This is a genomic window from Xanthomonas sp. NCPPB 3582 (assembly GCF_041475735.2).
Lineage (GTDB): Bacteria > Pseudomonadota > Gammaproteobacteria > Xanthomonadales > Xanthomonadaceae > Xanthomonas > Xanthomonas codiaei.
In genome coordinates this window covers 1,575,027-1,591,198 of sequence record NZ_CM192968.1, presented here as the reverse complement: position 1 = coordinate 1,591,198, position 16,172 = coordinate 1,575,027, and the positions used below count along the sequence as shown (strand labels likewise).

The following is a 16,172-nucleotide window of genomic DNA, read 5'->3' as shown; positions in this document are numbered from 1 at the left end:
TGTGGGCGCATCGCGTGCGCTTGTCCCCTTGCCACACCGCGGCCTGCGATGACCGCGGCGTCCGCTGCGTTGCCACGCGCACCCTGGCAAGCGCGGGCAGCGCGCAGCAAGAAATGGTTTCACCACGCCGCAACCGGCCCCTTGCGTGGGCGTGAATGCTAGGATCGGTGCGCATGAACCCTGCTCCCAATCTCGTGATGGTCGGCCCGATGGGCGCCGGAAAAAGCTGCATCGGCCGCCGCCTGGCCGAGCGCTTCGGGCTGGACTTCGTGGATGTGGACCAGGCCATCGTCGAGCAGGCCGGCAGCAGCATCCCGGCCATCTTCGAACAGCACGGCGAAGCCCGCTTCCGGCAGCTGGAAGCGGAGACGCTGCAGGCGCTGCTGCAACAGGACAACAAACTGATTTCCACCGGTGGCGGCGCGGTGCTGGATGCGCGCAACCGGCAGCGCATTCGCGAGCGCGGCTTCGTGGTCTACCTGCATGTCAGCGTGCCGGCGCAGCTCACCCGGCTGGCGCGCGACCGCAATCGTCCGCTGCTGCAGCGCGCCGACCGCGAGCAGGTGCTGCACAGCATGGCCGCCCAGCGCACCCCGCTGTACCAGGAGGTCGCCGACCTCACGCTGGAAACCGATCATTTCTCCCCCAACGAGGCCACCGCGCAGCTGGTGCTGCGGCTGGCCGCGCAATGGCGCATGTCGAGTACCCCTGCATGACACTTCCCCGTTCCTCGCGCAGCGTCGATGTCGACGGTGCGACCCCCTACACCATCACCATCGCCCCCGGACTGCTGGCCGATGGCGCACGCCTGGCCAGCCACGTGCGCGGCCGCCACGTGCTGCTGCTCAGTGACTCGCAGGTGGCCCCGCACTACGCCGCCGGCGTGCGCAACGCGCTGCTGCAGGCACGCCCGGAGTTGCTGCTGGGCGAGCTGGTGATCGCCGCCGGCGAAGCCTCCAAGACCCTGGACAACTTCGGTGCCGCCATCGCCGCGCTGGCCGAGCTGGGCGCCACCCGCGACGCCTGCGTGTTCGCGCTCGGCGGCGGCGTGGTCGGCGACCTGGCCGGCTTCGCCGCCGCCTGCTGGATGCGCGGGGTGGACTGCGTGCAGCTGCCCACCAGCCTGCTGGCGATGGTGGATTCGTCGGTGGGCGGCAAGACCGCGGTGGATATCCCGCAGGGCAAGAACCTGGTCGGCGCGTTCCATCCGCCACGCGCGGTGATCGCCGATACCGACACCTTGCGCACCCTGCCCGCGCGCGAGCTGCGCGCCGGCCTGGCCGAGGTGATCAAGTACGGCGCCATCCGCGACCCGCTGTTCTTCCAGTGGCTGCATGCCGAGCGCCACGCCTTGCTGGACGGCGATGCCGCCGCGCTGGCGCAGGCGATCGCCCGCAGTTGCGAGCACAAGGCCGAGATCGTGGCGCGCGACCCGCTGGAAAAAGGCGAGCGCGCCCTGCTCAACCTGGGCCACACCTTCGGCCACGCCATCGAGACCGAACAGGGCTACGGCGCGCCCGGCAACGACAACCTCAACCATGGCGAAGCGGTGGCGGTGGGCATGGTGCTGGCCGCGCGCCTGTCGGCGGCGCTGGGCATGAGCACCGCGCAGGACACCGAGGCGCTGCGCGCCCTGCTGCGCGACTTCGCCCTGCCCACCAAGATCCCGGCCGGGCTGTCGCCCGATGCGCTGCTCGGCCGCATGCGCCTGGACAAGAAGAACGTGGCCGGACGCCTGCGCCTGGTGCTGTGGCGCGGCATCGGCAAGGCCGAAGTGGTGCCGGATGTGGACGAGGCCGCGGTGCGGGAGATCCTGGCCGGCTGAGGCCCACCTGCCAATACAGGCACGGCACGCTGCATGGCCGCACACAACTGCCGTCGATCGCCCCGATGCTCACTCTTTTGCAGGAGCGCACCGGGGCGCGATCGGGCATGACCGGTAACGCTCTGCCGCGCCCGAATGCGCTCCTGCGCCGTGCCTGCGTGCCGATCGCCTGCGCGGACGAAGCGGAGCGCCCATCCACCACCGCGGCGCCAGCCTTTCACCAGCGCGGCGGATCGCCGCCGCTCAACGCGCCGGCCTGCTGACATCCACCGCACGGATCGCCAGCACTGCCCGCTGGAGCTTCGCAACCGGAGCAACCCGGCGCGCCCACCGCCTCCCAGCCTTCAGCAGCGCCCGGCTACAATCGGCGCCATGCGTATCCTTCTGCAACACGATTCCGGCGGTAACGAGCCGCTTCGCTACGTCCAGCTGACCCTGCAACCGGATCTGTTCGGTGGCTGGGAACTGCTGCGCGAAAGCGGCCAGATCGGCGGGCGCACGCAATTGCGACGCGACCAGTACCTGCTGCAGGACGAGGCCGACCGTGCCTTCGAAAAGGCCCGCGACACCCAGCTCAAACGCGGCTTCCAACTCATCACCGGCGGCGCCGACGCGCCGCTTTGAGGACATCTCTTCCCATGCTCAAGAACGATCGCCTGCTGCGCGCCCTCAACCGCCAGCCCGTGGACCGCACCCCCGTGTGGCTGATGCGCCAGGCCGGCCGCTATCTGCCCGAGTACCGCGCCACCCGCGCGCGCGCCGGCAGCTTCCTGGGCATGGCCAAGAACCCGGAGATCGCCTGCGAGGTGACCCTGCAGCCGCTGCAGCGCTTTCCGCTGGATGCGGCGATCCTGTTCTCCGACATCCTGACCATCCCCGATGCAATGGGCCTGGAGCTGTACTTCGTCGAAGGCGAAGGCCCCAAGTTCCGCCACCCGGTACGCGATGCGGCCGCCATCGCCCGCCTGGGCGTGCCGGACATGGAAACCGAGCTGCGCTACGTGATGGACGCGGTGCGCCTGATCCGCCGCGAACTGGATGGCGCGGTGCCGCTGATCGGCTTCTCCGGCAGCCCGTGGACGCTGGCCTGCTACATGATCGAAGGCGGCGGCAGCAAGGAATACGCGCGCATCAAGGCAATGGCCTTCAACGCGCCGGCTGTGCTGCATCAGCTGCTCGGCACCGTCACCGATGCGGTCATCGCCTACCTGTCCGCGCAGCGCGCCGCCGGCGCGCAGGCATTGCAGGTGTTCGACACCTGGGGCGGCGTGCTGTCGCCGGCGATGTACCGCGAATTTTCGCTACCCTACCTGACCCGCATCGCGCGTGAGCTGGAGCGCGGCGACGGGGCCGAGCGCACCCCGCTGGTGTTGTTCGGCAAGGGCAATGGCGCCTACGTCAGCGAGCTGGCCGCCAGCGGCGCCGAAGCGGTGGGCGTGGACTGGACCATCTCGCTGGCCGACGCCGCACAGCGCGCCGGCGGCCGCGTTGCGCTGCAGGGCAACCTGGACCCGGCCACCTTGTACGGCTCGCCCGAGGCGATCCGCGCCGAAGTCGGCAAGACCCTGGACAGTTATGCCGAGGGCAACGGCGGCTCGCGCGAAGGCCACGTGTTCAATCTCGGCCACGGCATGTCGCCGGATATGAATCCGGAGCACGTGGGCGTGCTGGTCGAGGCGGTGCAGAGTTTGAGCAGGCGGTAATGCAACACACGGGCCGACAGCGCACCGGTGTGCTGTCGACTGCCGCTCAGCGCTTGCACCCGGGTAGCCCACGCCGAGCGTGATGACGGGCGGTGGCTGCGTCGACAATGGATGGGCAGCACCGCCGGTACGTAGCCGATGCTGCCAGGCCGCCGCGCCGCCACGTATGCGACGCAATGACGAAGGCATTCCCCGGGGATAGCAGGCCCAGCTTGCATGCCTCCATCTGCATCGCGCCTGCATCCGCTCCAGGTGCGGCCTTCCCGCCCGATTCCCTTGAACGTATCTCGCCACACCAATGGATGCGTGGCAGTGGGCGTGTGCCTTGCCGAGGTCACCGACCTGATGCATACCGAGCCCAACAGCAACGCGGCCACTCATTGGAACGCGTGGACTGGGAGTTCGTAGGGCACCGATAGCCTGGCGGCTGGCCATTGCCAGCTGCAAAAGAATCGCCAGGCGGACGCAAGCCTTCCTGATTTGCGTCAAGAGCAGCCTGTACTCGTCCGTTCTGCGTGGCCTTTCTGTAATCCGCTTTGCGATTCCCCACTACATTCACCGCACGCCGTTCCAAAACGCGTCATTGGATCGCAGACGCTTCTAAAGCGGATCGGGCTTCACGTCGATAAGCCCGGCATTGCCGTTGTTTAAACCAATTTTCCCGGACCAAGGAGATTTACTGTGTCTCCACGGTGATGCGGTGCCACTGCAACACATCTCCAGCCAGGCGAAGCCGCCTGCGCAACCTCGACACCGTCACGTTTGTTCCAGCGCTTCAATCATCCGTCCATCAGGGAGAAAAGCATGGCCTTTCCAACTGCCGTCAACGACCAGATCACCGACTCCGTCACACAAGCCAATACCAAGGTGCTGGGCGATGCCCCGGCCATCGCCATGGGCAATCTTTACCAGGCGACCGCACAAGCGTTGGCCAATGCGGCACATAACGCGACCAACGCGCAGCAGCAGAGTTATGTCACTGCGCAATCGGCCACCACCATGGGCGTGGCCACGCTCTACTCCATCGATACCGCCACCACCGGAGTGGCGACCAAGCAGATTCTGAGCACAGGCGTCAAAGGCCTGGGTTGAACGTGATGCGCTGACCTTCGTCCACCAAGGAGCACCAAATGGCATTTCCCACTGCAGTCAACAACCAGATCACCGACTCCGTAACCCAGGTCAACACAAAGGTGCTTGGCGACGCCCCGGCCATCGCCATGGGCAACCTCTATCAGGCCACCGCCCAGGCCTTGGCCAATGCCGCCCACAACGCGACCAACGCGCAGCAGCAGAGCTATGTCACCGCGCAGTCGGCCACCACCATGGGCGTGGCCACCCTGTACTCCATCGACACCGCGACCACCGGCGTCGTTACCAAGCAGATCCTGAGCGTTTAACGGCCAGGCTGACGCCAAGGACATTCGCCAATGGCATTTCCCACCGCCGTCAACGACCAGATCACCGACTCGGTTACCCAGGCCAACCTGCAGGTGCTGGGAAGCTCGCCCGCCGCAGCCATGGGCAATCTGTACCAGGCCACCGCCCAGGCGCTGGCAAACGCGGCCCACAACGCAACACTCGCGCAACAACAGATGTATGTGACCGCACAGGCAGCAACCACCATGGGCGTTTCGCTGCTGTATTCGCTCGATACCGGCGCCACTGGCGCCGCCACCAAGAAGATTCTCGGCTAACCGCTAACGCCGCAGCGTCTTCGTTCTTCCACCACCCTGTAAGGAGCTATCACCATGGCCTTTCCGACCGCCGTCAACAGCCAGATCACCGATTCCGTTTCGCAGGTCAACACCAAGGTCCTCGGCGATGCGCCGGCGATCGCAATGGGCAACCTGTTCGTCGCCACCAGCCAGGCGCTGTCCAACGCCGCGCACAACGCCACCAACAACCAGCAGCAGTCCTACGTGACGATGCAGGCATCGACCACCCAGGGCGTGTCCACCCTGTATTCGATCGACACCGCCTCCGATGGTGTGGCCACCCGGGAAATTCTCAGCGCCGGGCTTCGGTGATCGACGGCCAGGCGCCGCTGCCAGCGTGTGAGCGGCGCCTGGTTCGATACGCGATGCCCTCGTCACCTCCACGCATCTGGCTGGTCGAATCGAGAAAGGACGCCTCATGCTGCAACTACGTCATATCCCCACATCCAACACCCTGGACGTCGTCGTGAGACTGATTCGGGGCCGCACCATCGTGGCGACGTTCGCGCCACACCAGAAGGCGGTGATGAACGTCGAGTTCGACGGCATCCTGCCCGTGATTCCCGGCGCGCAGCCCTTGGTGTATCGCCACAAGCTGGACAGCGTGATCGACGTGGCGCACGGCAATTTTGCATTTCTGGAACGCGTGCCCGATGGCGTGGCCTTGCAATACGCAGGCAGACACGAGCCTCAGAATACCGTTCTGTTCTCTGCGTCGGCCGGCGTTGAACAGCGCAGGCCATCGTTGGCCTAGAAAGCCGACGCTAGTGCCCCTCCATGCAGCCAAGCGCGCGTGCCGCAAGCGTCGCCAGCCTGGTCGGCACTGCCGCAACAGGTGCAGCGTTGGCCATTGGGCAAGCGCCGGCCTTCGCGATGGGGGCAACGTATCTGGCGTTGTCGGATTCCATCGCGCTTGCAATGGAAAACGCCGTCGCCAGCCAGCAACGCGGACAGGTGCTCGCCGATGCCGCACTCACCCAGATCCTTGCCTTGATCATCCAGAAGGGAGCGACTTCGTCATGATCGACGACAGTACCGTGAACAGCCAGATCGTCGACTCGGTCAGCAGCATCGTGACCCTGACCACCGGGCAGGCCCCTGCGCAGGCATTGGCCATGCTCGATGCGGTGATGCTGGAAACGCTGGGCATGGCGATGCACAACGCCGTCAATCGGCAGCAGGGCGCCGGCATGATCAATGCCGCCGCGATCACCGCGGCCTGCGCCAAGATGATCTCGGCACCGTTCCCGGTTGCACCACCGCCTCCGCCTGCACCACCCGGACCAGCGCCGACCGTTGCGCCGTTGCCTGGCCCACCGCCCGTACCGCCCCCGCCGGCAGCGCTGATCGCTGCTGCAGCGGCGGAAGCGAAGACGGCCGTGGACGTGTTGAAGACCCAGGCGCAAGGCGCCTCGGCCGACGCCGCAACCGCGACCGCCGATCTCATGGAAGTGCATGCGCTGAGCGTACCGCCGCCGCTGCCTGCCACTCCCCCCGCCCCCGGCGCTGCCCCCAATGATGCTGCCACTGCTGATGCTCCTGCTGCTCCACCCCCAGCTCCACCCGCAGCCGCAGCTGCTGGCGCACCCACTCCTGCACCTGCACCTGCACCTGCTGCTCCTGCTGCACCTGCATCTGCATCTGTGCCTGCATCTGCACCTGCACCTGCACCTGCAACGCCGCCTCCGCCATAAGCCATCTGCGTAGGGGCGCGATTCACCACCAGGCCTCATTGCCAGGCCGCCGATCAATCCACGGGAGCCGAGATGGAACCGAGCAAGGTCAATGCCCAGGTCATCGATGTGATCAACCAGACCCAGATGGCCACCATGAGCCCGCAGGTCGTGCTGACCAGCGGGGCCGGAAAGGCCTACCAATCCGTGGCGCAATCGACGGCCATCGCGGTGCAGGACGCCACCGATGCACTGCGCAATGTCTCGACCATCGCAACCACCGCGGTCGGCGTGGCGATGGCGCAGTACCTGGCGACCGGCGACGCGAAGTACGTCACCGCACTCACCCAGGCGCAGTCGCTGATGCAGAGCGCCACCGACGATTTCGCCAAGATCGGTTCGGCGGCCGGCCTGGTACTGAAGAATTTCCCCGCCGGTTGAATCCACAAGGAGTCATGCAATGTCCGTTTCAATCGCAGGCCGCCTGATCTCGATGCCGACCATGCTCTCCACGCTGGGCAGGCAGTGCCTGGCCTTCATCGATGGCGGCACGCAATGGCTGGCCTGGGCGATCCAGTCGCCCGGCGTGCGCTACGATTTTCCCGACGAGAGCAGCTTGCTCGACGAAGTGCAGCAAGGCCTGCACGGCTCGCGCCTGGCCTTGTTGCCGCAGCTGGAATTGAAGGTCAGCCCGGTCAAGCTGATGAGCTTGAGCCCGACCGACCTGGGCACGCTGGCGCAGGCCGAAGCCGGCGATACCGGTTCGGTGGTCAAGGCGCAGCTGCAGCGCATCTTCCGCGACAATGCCCTGTACACCGCAAGCGACCTGGCCGCAGGCCGCAGCCTGCTGACGCAGTTGAAGGTCGATGGCGCTGCGGTATTCCAGTCGCTGGATCTGGAAGAAAGCCTGGCACTGCGCCAGCTGGCCGCCGACCCGCCACCGGCCGACGTGACGCCGGCACTGCAGCAGGAAGCGGCGGCATTCGCCGTCGAGCAGGCGCGCACGCCGCTGGAATTCTGCGATTACTACCGCTTCTACCTGGCCTGCGCCGCCAACATCGCCGCTGCGGACGAACGCGCGCATGCGGCGGCCTCGGCGCTGCAGACACTCCTGCCGCAGCTGTTCGGCACGCTGGATTGCCCACAGGTGCAGGGGCTGCCCTCGCCCAGCGAGGTCGAACGCAGCGTTGCCGAGTGGCTGGCGCGCGGCCGCCAGATCGGCTTCGCCCGGCTATCGCTGGCGGCCCAGCAGATCGTCCAGCACACCCGCTACCGCGGCGACAGCGGCGACCAGGCGGCGAGCGACGCGATCGGCCTCTACATGCAGTCTGCGCAGGCATTCCTGGCCGCCAACCGGCCCAGCCGCGGCGTACTGGGCCAGGATGGCAACAGCTGCACGTTCGCGATGCACAGCGACGCCTTGGCCGCAGTGCTGCAGGTCAACGGCGGCGTCATCTCGCTGCGCGATTTCGGTGCCGCACCTGCATCCAGTAGTGCGTCGCAGGTTGCGGAAACGGAGGACTCGGAGTGAACGCATCAAGTTCGCTCCCCGCGACCACCGAACAGGCCCCGCCTGCGATCAGCGCCGCCGACGCGGCCCGCGACGCGGTGCATGCAGGTCGCGCCGCTGCCCTGGCGGCCGCACGCCAGGGCATGTCGCAAGCCGAACACGCACTGGGCGAAATGCTGCGCGCGCTTGCAGCGCAGCACCCAACTCAAGCCGCACCACGCGCCGCGCCGATGCAGCCATCGCGTACCGATGACCTCGCGCCGATCCATTCCGCTTCCACTTCAGGAGACACCAAGATGTCCGACGATACCCAGCCCACGCCCCCGAACCCGACACCAGCCACCACGGTGCAACCATCAGGATCGTCGCAGATCGAAGCCGCGCTGAAGGCGGCGCAAGCCCAGATCGACCAGGCGATGGCGGCCAGCGATATGGCGGTGCGGGCGGCCATGCAGGCCGCGACCGCGGCGACCGCCGCAGCCGGCAACAATCAGGCGGTCGACAGCGCAAACCAGGCACTGCAGCAGGCCGACCAGGCTGCCGCCGCCGCGGTTGCCGCCACGCAGCAGCAGGCCGAGCAGGCGATGAGCGCCGGCATACCCAACTCGCTGTCACCCAATGGGTCGCCCCAATCGACGCCAGATCGGAGCTGATGGCATGCCACAGGTCTATGCGGCGGTGTCGGACGGGGCCGGCCATTATCTGATCGCGCGCAAACGCATACTCAATCGGTGGTGGGCAGAATATGCGGCACCGGTGCTGGCAGTGGAAGCACTGACGGTGGTCTGCGAGATCAATGCAAATCCAGTGCAGAACTGGAACACCGCCCATGCCGGGCTAAGTGCGGCCTACCAAGCGGCAAATGGAGTTTTTTCTGACGGCATCGCTGTCTTTCCCGATGCAGCAAGTGCTCTCAAGATCGCAAGGGACGCGTGCATCACCAGTCCCGACGGAAAAATGATCGCCGACAACACGCTGTTCGCCATCAGAAACCTCATTGATGTGACGATTGCACGTGGCAACGGCGTTGCGCTCGCTCCGAGCATCAGATGCGATACCGATGCGCTTGCATCCAGCATCGCCGCTGCCGTCGACAATCCCCTGCAATGGAATACGCCGCGCGCGCAGGCCAACTCGATCGCGTCTGACATCGGCAGCTGGGCAGTCTCCCAGCCACCAGGCATCGTCAACCAAGCGGGTCAATGGGCGTTGCCCGGTGGCGGCATCCACGGCGGCGAATCTGTCGAGGCAGCGGCGCGGCGCGAATTTGCCGAGGAGACCGGTTTCTCGCTCGACAATGTGAGTCACTTCCCAGGCGATCCACCCGTCAAATTGACCGACACACAAGGTCAGTCGTTCTGGCTGGCGTGCTTCTTTACCAAACTTGATCTGGATGCCATCGTGACATCCATCAATCAGGCGACTATTCCACGCGTCGGGGTCAATCGACCAAACGGCAGTGGGGTCTGCGATTGGGAGCTTGCGTGTGTGCAACGCGTCAATAAATCGCAACTGGCCAAACATCTAGGCGCCTATCAATTCTTGACGCGCTCCGCTATCGAAGAAGCGGCCTACGCCAAGGCCGGCATTGCCTATCCACCACTGCCCGACGCGCCCTCTCCGAGCAGGCATGACAGAGGCTGGCAGCGAGGCAGACGCCAGGCCATCGATTGGTACGAGCTGATCGCACTCCATCTGCAATCCCTTCGTTGATTGCTCGCTACTGGATTTCTTGCTCCACCACCACTCTATAGACGCGGAGTTCCACCATGACCTTCCACATCGGCTTTGACACCGACCGCTTTCCTGGACTGCCCGCGCTCGCTTGGTTGAAGGCCAATACCTCCCTGGCATGGTGCGGCTATTACCTGGCGCCGGCACCTAGCCATGCCGACACTGGCTGGATGGGATGGCGGCCAACACTGGTCGCCAATGGGTGGGGGCTGGCGCCGGTTTATCTGGGCCAGCAGACCACTGGGCCGGGCTCGCATACCGTGACTGCAGCACAGGGCAGCCTAGACGGCGCAAACGCGGCCGCCCTGGCCCATCAAGAGGGCTTTCCCTTTGGGGCGACGGTCTATCTGGACTGGGAAGACGGCAGCTCCCCCAGTCCCGATGCAATCGTCTACATCCGCGCCTGGATCGCGGCACTGGTCGCTGCGGGTTATGCGCCAGGCCTGTACTGCTCGCACGTGCTGGCCGCCAGCCTGGTTGCCGCACTCGCGCCGGGGCCGGCGCTGCAAATCTGGGCTTGGCGCGTCGCCAATGCCAATACCCACACTTACGCCGGCGATATCCAGACGTTGAACGCATGCGATCCAGCGGGCTGCGGTTATGCGCATGCCGCGCTTTGGCAGTGCGAACAGAACGCGGTGCTTTCGCTGCCGGGGACGCCCTGCGATGGTCTGCAGATCGACCTCACTTACTCCGACGCCGCAGATCCAAGCGCTCCCTGAGCAAGCGCATCCTCCACCCGTTGCGAGCCGAGGCCACGCCATGAAGGAATCTTCCGAACAAGAACAACTGCGCCGTGCGATCAGCGGCGAGTTGACCAAGCGGATCAACGACGCGGCGCGCTATCCCAACGTGCGCGCTGCAGTGATCCAGGCCTTGGGCACCATCCAGGATCGGATCGCGGGTCTATGCATCGCGGTGCGCGAGCGATTCATGTTGCGCGGCGACCAGCCGCTGGCACGTTTCTACATCAAAGGCGGCAATGCATTCACAGCATGCATGGACCTGTTGCAAGGGCAGGACCAGCACCTGTTCGATTCGGGAAGCTCGGATTGGGACACGCAGGTCGCGATTGACCCCTGGCTTCCCACGTCCGTGCAGGATGCGCTGCATGCGGAAATCGAAGACATCGTCGTCGATGAGATGCAGAAGGCCGGCGTCCTCATCGCCTTCGAGCTTGGTCTGCTGACGGCACTCGAATCTCCGCTGTCGGAGCAGCTTTACCCCATTCCACGCGCGCAATGGAGTCCGAACACAGTCGACGTGAGGTGTCTGGTCACCTGTGACGCGCCGCAGACATTGCGCCGCGTCTTCGAGCGCGACCGCACCGGCCTGTCCGCCTACACCGGCGTGGAGATCGCCACGATCGGCGAGCGCGATAAACCATCCCCGCCAGGGATCGTGCTGAATGACGGAATCAAGCCGTTCGTGCTCTATCGCCTGGGTTACACCTGGCACGCCAACCTCATGGAAACCTATGTCGACCGGATTGTTACGCAGCCGGCCAGTCCACGCGGCATCCTGATGGAATTGATCGACGTTAGCCTGCCGCGCCGCGACACGATCGAAGCGATCGCGATCTGGTCGGAGATGGAGAACGGCCACCTGACCATCGCCACTGCTGGCGGCGCGCAGGAGCGCTGGCAATTGCCGTTACCGGACCTGGATTATCATCTGCGCGAAAATCTGCTGATGTTGTGCGAGATCGCCAGCGACCCGCTCGCACTGGGCGCACACAAGGAGGCCAAGCGACGCGAGCGCGTGGCCGCCATCCACGCCTGGTACGCCTCCAAAGCGCAGCTACCGCATTTTCAAGATGTGCTCAATGAAATGGCGGGGAGACACGTCGGGCAAGCTGGCGACGACGCCACCGCGCTGGTGAACGCTTTGATGGCATCGGTGCGTGCACGCGCGTTGGGAGCCGCACCGGACTACGTCAACGGGCAACCCACCGATGCCACGCGCACACGCATCCAGGCCGCACGCTACGGCACCGGCACCCTGCTCACGCTACTGTCGGCATCCTTCACTGGGCCGGTCGTGCTTTCGGCCGCTTCCAGCGATGATCTGCGGTTGATGAGCATCCTCGCCCAGAGCCCTTATCTGGCGATCGACCAACTGCGCTTTTCCGGCGTCGACATGGCGGCGGTGGCACGGGTGACCCACAAACAGCTACGAGGGCTGGACATTGCCGCATTCGAGCAAGCGGTCGGACGCTGGCTTGGCGAGGACGTCCAGGTCCTGGCCCAACCACACAACACGCCACGGGTAGGAGGGCTCAGCTACGAGTGCACACTGGTGGTGTTCGTCAAACACAAAAAACCGCCGTTCGCAAAAACAGCCATCGCCTTTTTGACTCTCACCACCGCCACCGACGCGCAGGCACCGTTTTATTCCAGCGCGTCCGATCCAGCCAATGCATATGCAGCGCTGCTGGACATCGACGGTCAGCGCAAGGCGGCCGCTGCGCTGATCGGAGAGTTCGTGCTGCGTGATCTGCTGTCCAAGCAGCACGAAACCATCAAGACGCTGCTACCCGACGCCTAGACCGGTGACGCACCGACCTGGGCACCGACGTTACGGAACTCACGCGGACTCACCCCTACCAGTCGCCGGAAGCTCTTCTCGAAATGACTCAGGTCGCCGAAGCCGACCTTCAGCGCCACCTCGGTGATGCGCAGCTTCGGTTGCCGATGCAAGAGCTCCTTGGCTTTTTCGATGCGGAGCTGCTGCAGCATCGGTTTGAACGGGGTGCCGAGTTCGTCGCGGAACAAAAAGCCCAGATGCGACTGGCTGACGTGCGCCTGCCGGGCCAGGTCGCCCAGGGTCAACGGCTCGGCGTAGTGCTCGCCCAGATGCACCAGGGCGCGCCGCAGTGCGTCGTGCAGGCTGGCCAGGCGCTGGCCGGGGCGGTGCGGAAGACCGGCGATCCAGTCGACCGGGGTTTCCGGCGGCGTTGGCTTGACCGGAACATCGGCCTGCGATGGCATCGCTGAGCGCACATCGCGCTGCGCTTCGTAATACCGGCCTTCCAACAGACGCGGTGCGTGGCGCTGGATGTCGGCGACCCCCACCGGCCTGCCAGCGGTCATGACCGCCAGCCGCAGCACCATCCGCTCCAGTTCCTGGAGGTTTTCGGGCCATGGGTAGTGGATCAGGGCGTCCATCAGCGCCTCAGTGACCACCTGACCGTGATCCAATCCCTGCCGATGCAGCACGCGTTCGACGTGAAAGCCGATGTCCGCCCGCCGCTTGCGCAACGGCGCGAGCTCGAACGACAGGACATCCAGTTGCGAGAGCAGCGCCCGCGAAAAGCGTCCGGCGCGCACGCGGCGCGATGGATCGGCGGTCGTGGAAGCTACTATTCGGGGCAAGTCCTCGCTGCCTAACGCAGACCAGGTACTGCAGCAGCCCCGAAGCTGCCCGGCCAACTGGCGCTGCAAGGCGTCGTCGAGATCGTCCACACCTTGCAGGAACAACGTTCCTCCGGCTGCGCGCTCGAACCATGCGGCCGGCGCGTCGGCAGGAGCGCTGCAATCGATCGCCACGAACGGCCCATCGCGCCAGGGCGCAGCGGCATGCAGCAGGATCGCCACCTGTTCCTTTTCGGTACCGAACTCGCCGCGCACGATGGCCGGCAAGGGACTGTACGCCGCGTGCTCGACGAAGGCGTCGATCGCCCAGACCTCTTCGCTCACGCCCACGATCGACGTCGATCGACCGAACCGCTCCTGCGCCAACGCGCGCGCGGCGTCGCGCTTGATCAGATACCCGCAATACGTGGCGACCTGCTGGCACAGCCTCTCCGCCTGCGGAGTCAACCCGCCCTCGGCCGGCACCACGTTCAATGTGCCGAGCACGTGGCGGGCATGCCGGACGGGAAAACACCGCGTGATCGTTGTGTGCGTCTGCTCCAGATCCACAGTCGATGGACCGCCATGTTCCATTGCGACAATCCCGCACGCCGCACCACTCGCACTCCCGCTCCGCGACAATTCCGCAGCGATCTTTTCCAGCATTTCTGCCAGGGGATCGCCGGGGAGATAGGCACGCTGCAATACCTCGAAGACCTGTTTTTCCATGGGTGTGTTCGACCTGATACTGGCGCGCTCGGAAGGCGGCCATACCCAAGTCGCGCCATCCCTGACCAGACCGTCGGCAACGCTCCACCGGTCGATTCCGCGTTGCGGTCCAATGCGCCTCGCCTGCCTTCGATCGATCCGCCACAACCAGGGACGCTCCTCGCTTGCGGTGGCTGGACCCGTGGAGGGGCAACGGATTCGCCTGCGAATCGACCGCATGTTGCAAGCCTGATCGGGCATTAACACGCCACCACTGCCCTGTCCCGACGATTCGTGGCACCCGGTCCCTCCACGATTCGATTGGGTGAGACGCGTCTCACTCGTTGCCGCTGCAGCCATGCAGCGCTGCGGCGGGCTCATGCAACGGCGTGATGCATGGCGTTGCGACTTCCTGCACAGTGCCCAGCAGATACTGCGCAATCTTTCCGATGGCGATGCCCATGCCCCACCCCGCTCCCGCCGTGCGTGCCTATGCCGAAGCCAAGCCGTTGCTGTGGCTGGTGTCGCTGGCGATCTTCATGCAGATGCTGGATGCGACCATCGTCAACACGGCGTTGCCGTCGATGGCGCGCAGCCTGCGCGAAAGCCCGCTGCAGATGCAGTCGGTGGTCTTCAGCTACGCACTGGCGGTGGCGATGTTCATCCCGGCCTCGGGCTGGATCGCCGACCGCTTCGGCACCCGGCGTACTTTCCTGGCCGCCATCATCGTGTTCACGCTGGGCTCGCTGCTATGCGCTGTCGCGCACCAGCTGCCGCAGCTGGTGGCCGCGCGCGTGGTGCAAGGCATCGGCGGTGCGATGCTGTTGCCGGTCGGGCGGCTGGCGGTGCTCAAGACGGTGGTTCGCGAAGACTTTCTGCGCGCGATGAGCTTCATCGCCATTCCCGCCTTGATCGGCCCGCTGATCGGCCCGACGCTGGGCGGATGGCTGGTGGAAGTGGCGTCGTGGCACTGGGTGTTCCTGATCAACCTGCCGATCGGCACCCTCGGATTCATCGCTGCATTGAAGATCATGCCGGACCATTACGGCGACGCGCGCAAGCGCTTCGATCTGGTCGGCTATCTGATGCTGGCGTTCGGCATGGTGGCCTTGTCGCTGGCGCTGGACGGCATCGCCGAGCCCGGCCTGCGCCATGCCTTCGTGATGTTGCTGGCGATCGGTGGGCTGGCCGCGCTTGCCGGTTACTGGCTGCATGCCGGCACCGCGGCCAATGCATTGTTTCCGTTGGCGCTGTTCAAGGTGGCGAGCTATCGCATCGGCATCCTGGGCAACCTGTTCGCACGGGTGGGCAGCGGCTCGATGCCGTTTCTGATCCCGTTGCTGCTGCAGGTAGGCCTGGAGATGAGCCCCATGCACGCCGGGCTGATGATGGTGCCGGTGGCGCTGGCCGGCATGGCCGCCAAGCGCGCGGCGGTGAAACTGGTGGGGCGCTTCGGCTACCGCAATACGCTGATGGTCAACACCGTGCTGGTGGGCCTGGCGATGGCCAGCTTCGCGCTGATCGAGGCCGGCCAACCGCTGTGGGTGCGGCTGCTGCAGCTGGCCTGCTTCGGCGGGGTGAATTCGCTGCAGTTTACCGTCATGAATACCGTCACCCTGCGCGACCTGGACCGCGAGCAGGCCAGCCCCGGCAACAGCCTGTTGTCGATGGTGATGATGCTGGCGACCGGCTTCGGCGCGGCGGCAGCCGGCAGCCTGCTGGCCGCGTTCAACACACACCTGGGCGATACGCACGGCGCCACCGCTGCATTGCATGCCACCTTCCTATGCGTGGGCGGCATCACCCTGACCTCCACGCTGATCTTCTGGCAGCTGGCCGAGACACGACCGCATCCGAAGGAGGTCGAAGCGGTTGCCGAGTAGTGAAGTGCGTGCGGCGGTGACACGCGCGTCTCCGCAGCATGGCTGTCGATCCTGATGGAAGTTCT

20 protein-coding genes and 1 pseudogene are annotated in these 16,172 nt (G+C 65.6%); 19 read left to right on the top strand and 2 right to left on the bottom strand.

Features of this window, described 5'->3' with window-relative positions:
* The first annotated feature begins 173 nt into the window (after positions 1–173).
* From ACCQ05_RS06645 to ACCQ05_RS06590, 12 genes and pseudogenes are all read left to right on the top strand, one after another.
* Positions 174–716, top strand: a complete 543-nt coding sequence (locus ACCQ05_RS06645) for a shikimate kinase (protein ID WP_104541810.1) — start codon at positions 174–176, stop codon at positions 714–716.
* Positions 713–1,825 carry a 3-dehydroquinate synthase gene (gene aroB / locus ACCQ05_RS06640; RefSeq protein ID WP_372393296.1) on the top strand — a complete coding sequence of 371 codons (1,113 nt, stop codon included), beginning with the start codon at positions 713–715 and terminating at the stop codon, positions 1,823–1,825. The genes ACCQ05_RS06645 and aroB overlap by 4 nt, the downstream gene beginning before the upstream one ends.
* Positions 1,826–1,890: 65 nt before the next feature.
* The gene (locus ACCQ05_RS06635; protein ID WP_228961923.1) at positions 1,891–2,088 is read left to right on the top strand and encodes a hypothetical protein; all 198 of its coding nucleotides are present in this window, start codon (positions 1,891–1,893) and stop codon (positions 2,086–2,088) included.
* 109 nt (positions 2,089–2,197) lie between these two features.
* The gene (locus ACCQ05_RS06630; RefSeq protein ID WP_005995035.1) at positions 2,198–2,449 is read left to right on the top strand and encodes a WGR domain-containing protein; all 252 of its coding nucleotides are present in this window, start codon (positions 2,198–2,200) and stop codon (positions 2,447–2,449) included.
* A 14-nt stretch (positions 2,450–2,463) separates the two neighbouring features.
* Positions 2,464–3,528, top strand: a complete 1,065-nt coding sequence (gene hemE / locus ACCQ05_RS06625; protein ID WP_228961924.1) for a uroporphyrinogen decarboxylase — start codon at positions 2,464–2,466, stop codon at positions 3,526–3,528.
* An 804-nt stretch (positions 3,529–4,332) separates the two neighbouring features.
* Positions 4,333–4,620, top strand: coding sequence for a RebB family R body protein (locus ACCQ05_RS06620; protein WP_064507350.1), 288 nt, complete (start codon positions 4,333–4,335; stop codon positions 4,618–4,620).
* Positions 4,621–4,658: 38 nt separating this feature from the next.
* Positions 4,659–4,928, top strand: coding sequence for a RebB family R body protein (locus ACCQ05_RS06615; RefSeq protein WP_064507351.1), 270 nt, complete (start codon positions 4,659–4,661; stop codon positions 4,926–4,928).
* Between the two features lie 30 nt (positions 4,929–4,958).
* A complete protein-coding gene (locus ACCQ05_RS06610; RefSeq protein WP_101361696.1) occupies positions 4,959–5,225 on the top strand; it encodes a RebB family R body protein in 267 nt (88 codons plus the stop codon).
* 54 nt (positions 5,226–5,279) lie between these two features.
* On the top strand, positions 5,280–5,558 hold the full coding sequence (locus ACCQ05_RS06605) for a RebB family R body protein (RefSeq protein ID WP_022973268.1): 279 nt from the start codon (positions 5,280–5,282) through the stop codon (positions 5,556–5,558).
* A gap of 106 nt (positions 5,559–5,664) precedes the next feature.
* Positions 5,665–6,000, top strand: coding sequence for a hypothetical protein (locus ACCQ05_RS06600; protein WP_372393295.1), 336 nt, complete (start codon positions 5,665–5,667; stop codon positions 5,998–6,000).
* Positions 6,001–6,023: 23 nt separating this feature from the next.
* Positions 6,024–6,269 carry a RebB family R body protein gene (locus ACCQ05_RS06595; protein WP_104541802.1) on the top strand — a complete coding sequence of 82 codons (246 nt, stop codon included), beginning with the start codon at positions 6,024–6,026 and terminating at the stop codon, positions 6,267–6,269.
* Positions 6,266–6,427, top strand: a pseudogene (locus tag ACCQ05_RS06590) (RebB family R body protein); the annotation flags it as partial. The gene ACCQ05_RS06595 and the pseudogene ACCQ05_RS06590, both read left to right, overlap by 4 nt.
* A 262-nt stretch (positions 6,428–6,689) precedes the next feature.
* Here ACCQ05_RS06590 and ACCQ05_RS06585 read toward each other — a convergent pair.
* Positions 6,690–6,938: a hypothetical protein gene (locus ACCQ05_RS06585; protein ID WP_372394243.1), complete on the bottom strand. Its 249-nt coding sequence runs from the start codon at positions 6,936–6,938 to the stop codon at positions 6,690–6,692.
* Between the two features lie 74 nt (positions 6,939–7,012).
* On the opposite strand from ACCQ05_RS06585, the gene ACCQ05_RS06580 reads away from it, so the two are divergent.
* The 6 genes from ACCQ05_RS06580 (at position 7,013) to ACCQ05_RS06555 (ending at position 12,710) form a co-directional block, all read left to right on the top strand.
* Positions 7,013–7,360: a hypothetical protein gene (locus tag ACCQ05_RS06580; protein WP_104541798.1), complete on the top strand. Its 348-nt coding sequence runs from the start codon at positions 7,013–7,015 to the stop codon at positions 7,358–7,360.
* A 19-nt stretch (positions 7,361–7,379) separates the two neighbouring features.
* Entirely contained in the window at positions 7,380–8,450 is a 1,071-nt protein-coding gene (locus ACCQ05_RS06575; protein ID WP_372393294.1) for a hypothetical protein, read from the top strand.
* Positions 8,451–8,725: 275 nt separating this feature from the next.
* Positions 8,726–9,082 (top strand): hypothetical protein, encoded by a 357-nt coding sequence (locus tag ACCQ05_RS06570; RefSeq protein WP_506191544.1) that lies wholly within the window; start codon positions 8,726–8,728, stop codon positions 9,080–9,082.
* A gap of 4 nt (positions 9,083–9,086) precedes the next feature.
* Positions 9,087–10,142, top strand: coding sequence for an NUDIX hydrolase (locus tag ACCQ05_RS06565; protein ID WP_228961929.1), 1,056 nt, complete (start codon positions 9,087–9,089; stop codon positions 10,140–10,142).
* Between the two features lie 56 nt (positions 10,143–10,198).
* On the top strand, positions 10,199–10,885 hold the full coding sequence (locus ACCQ05_RS06560) for a glycoside hydrolase domain-containing protein (protein WP_372393292.1): 687 nt from the start codon (positions 10,199–10,201) through the stop codon (positions 10,883–10,885).
* Positions 10,886–10,925: 40 nt separating this feature from the next.
* The gene (locus ACCQ05_RS06555; RefSeq protein ID WP_372393291.1) at positions 10,926–12,710 is read left to right on the top strand and encodes a hypothetical protein; all 1,785 of its coding nucleotides are present in this window, start codon (positions 10,926–10,928) and stop codon (positions 12,708–12,710) included.
* Here ACCQ05_RS06555 and ACCQ05_RS06550 read toward each other — a convergent pair.
* Positions 12,707–14,392 carry a helix-turn-helix domain-containing protein gene (locus tag ACCQ05_RS06550; RefSeq protein WP_372393290.1) on the bottom strand — a complete coding sequence of 562 codons (1,686 nt, stop codon included), beginning with the start codon at positions 14,390–14,392 and terminating at the stop codon, positions 12,707–12,709. The two genes, ACCQ05_RS06555 and ACCQ05_RS06550, sit on opposite strands and share 4 nt — an antisense overlap.
* A gap of 293 nt (positions 14,393–14,685) precedes the next feature.
* On the opposite strand from ACCQ05_RS06550, the gene mdtD reads away from it, so the two are divergent.
* A complete protein-coding gene (gene mdtD, locus ACCQ05_RS06545; RefSeq protein WP_228961932.1) occupies positions 14,686–16,107 on the top strand; it encodes a multidrug transporter subunit MdtD in 1,422 nt (473 codons plus the stop codon).
* The last annotated feature ends 65 nt before the right edge of the window (positions 16,108–16,172 follow it).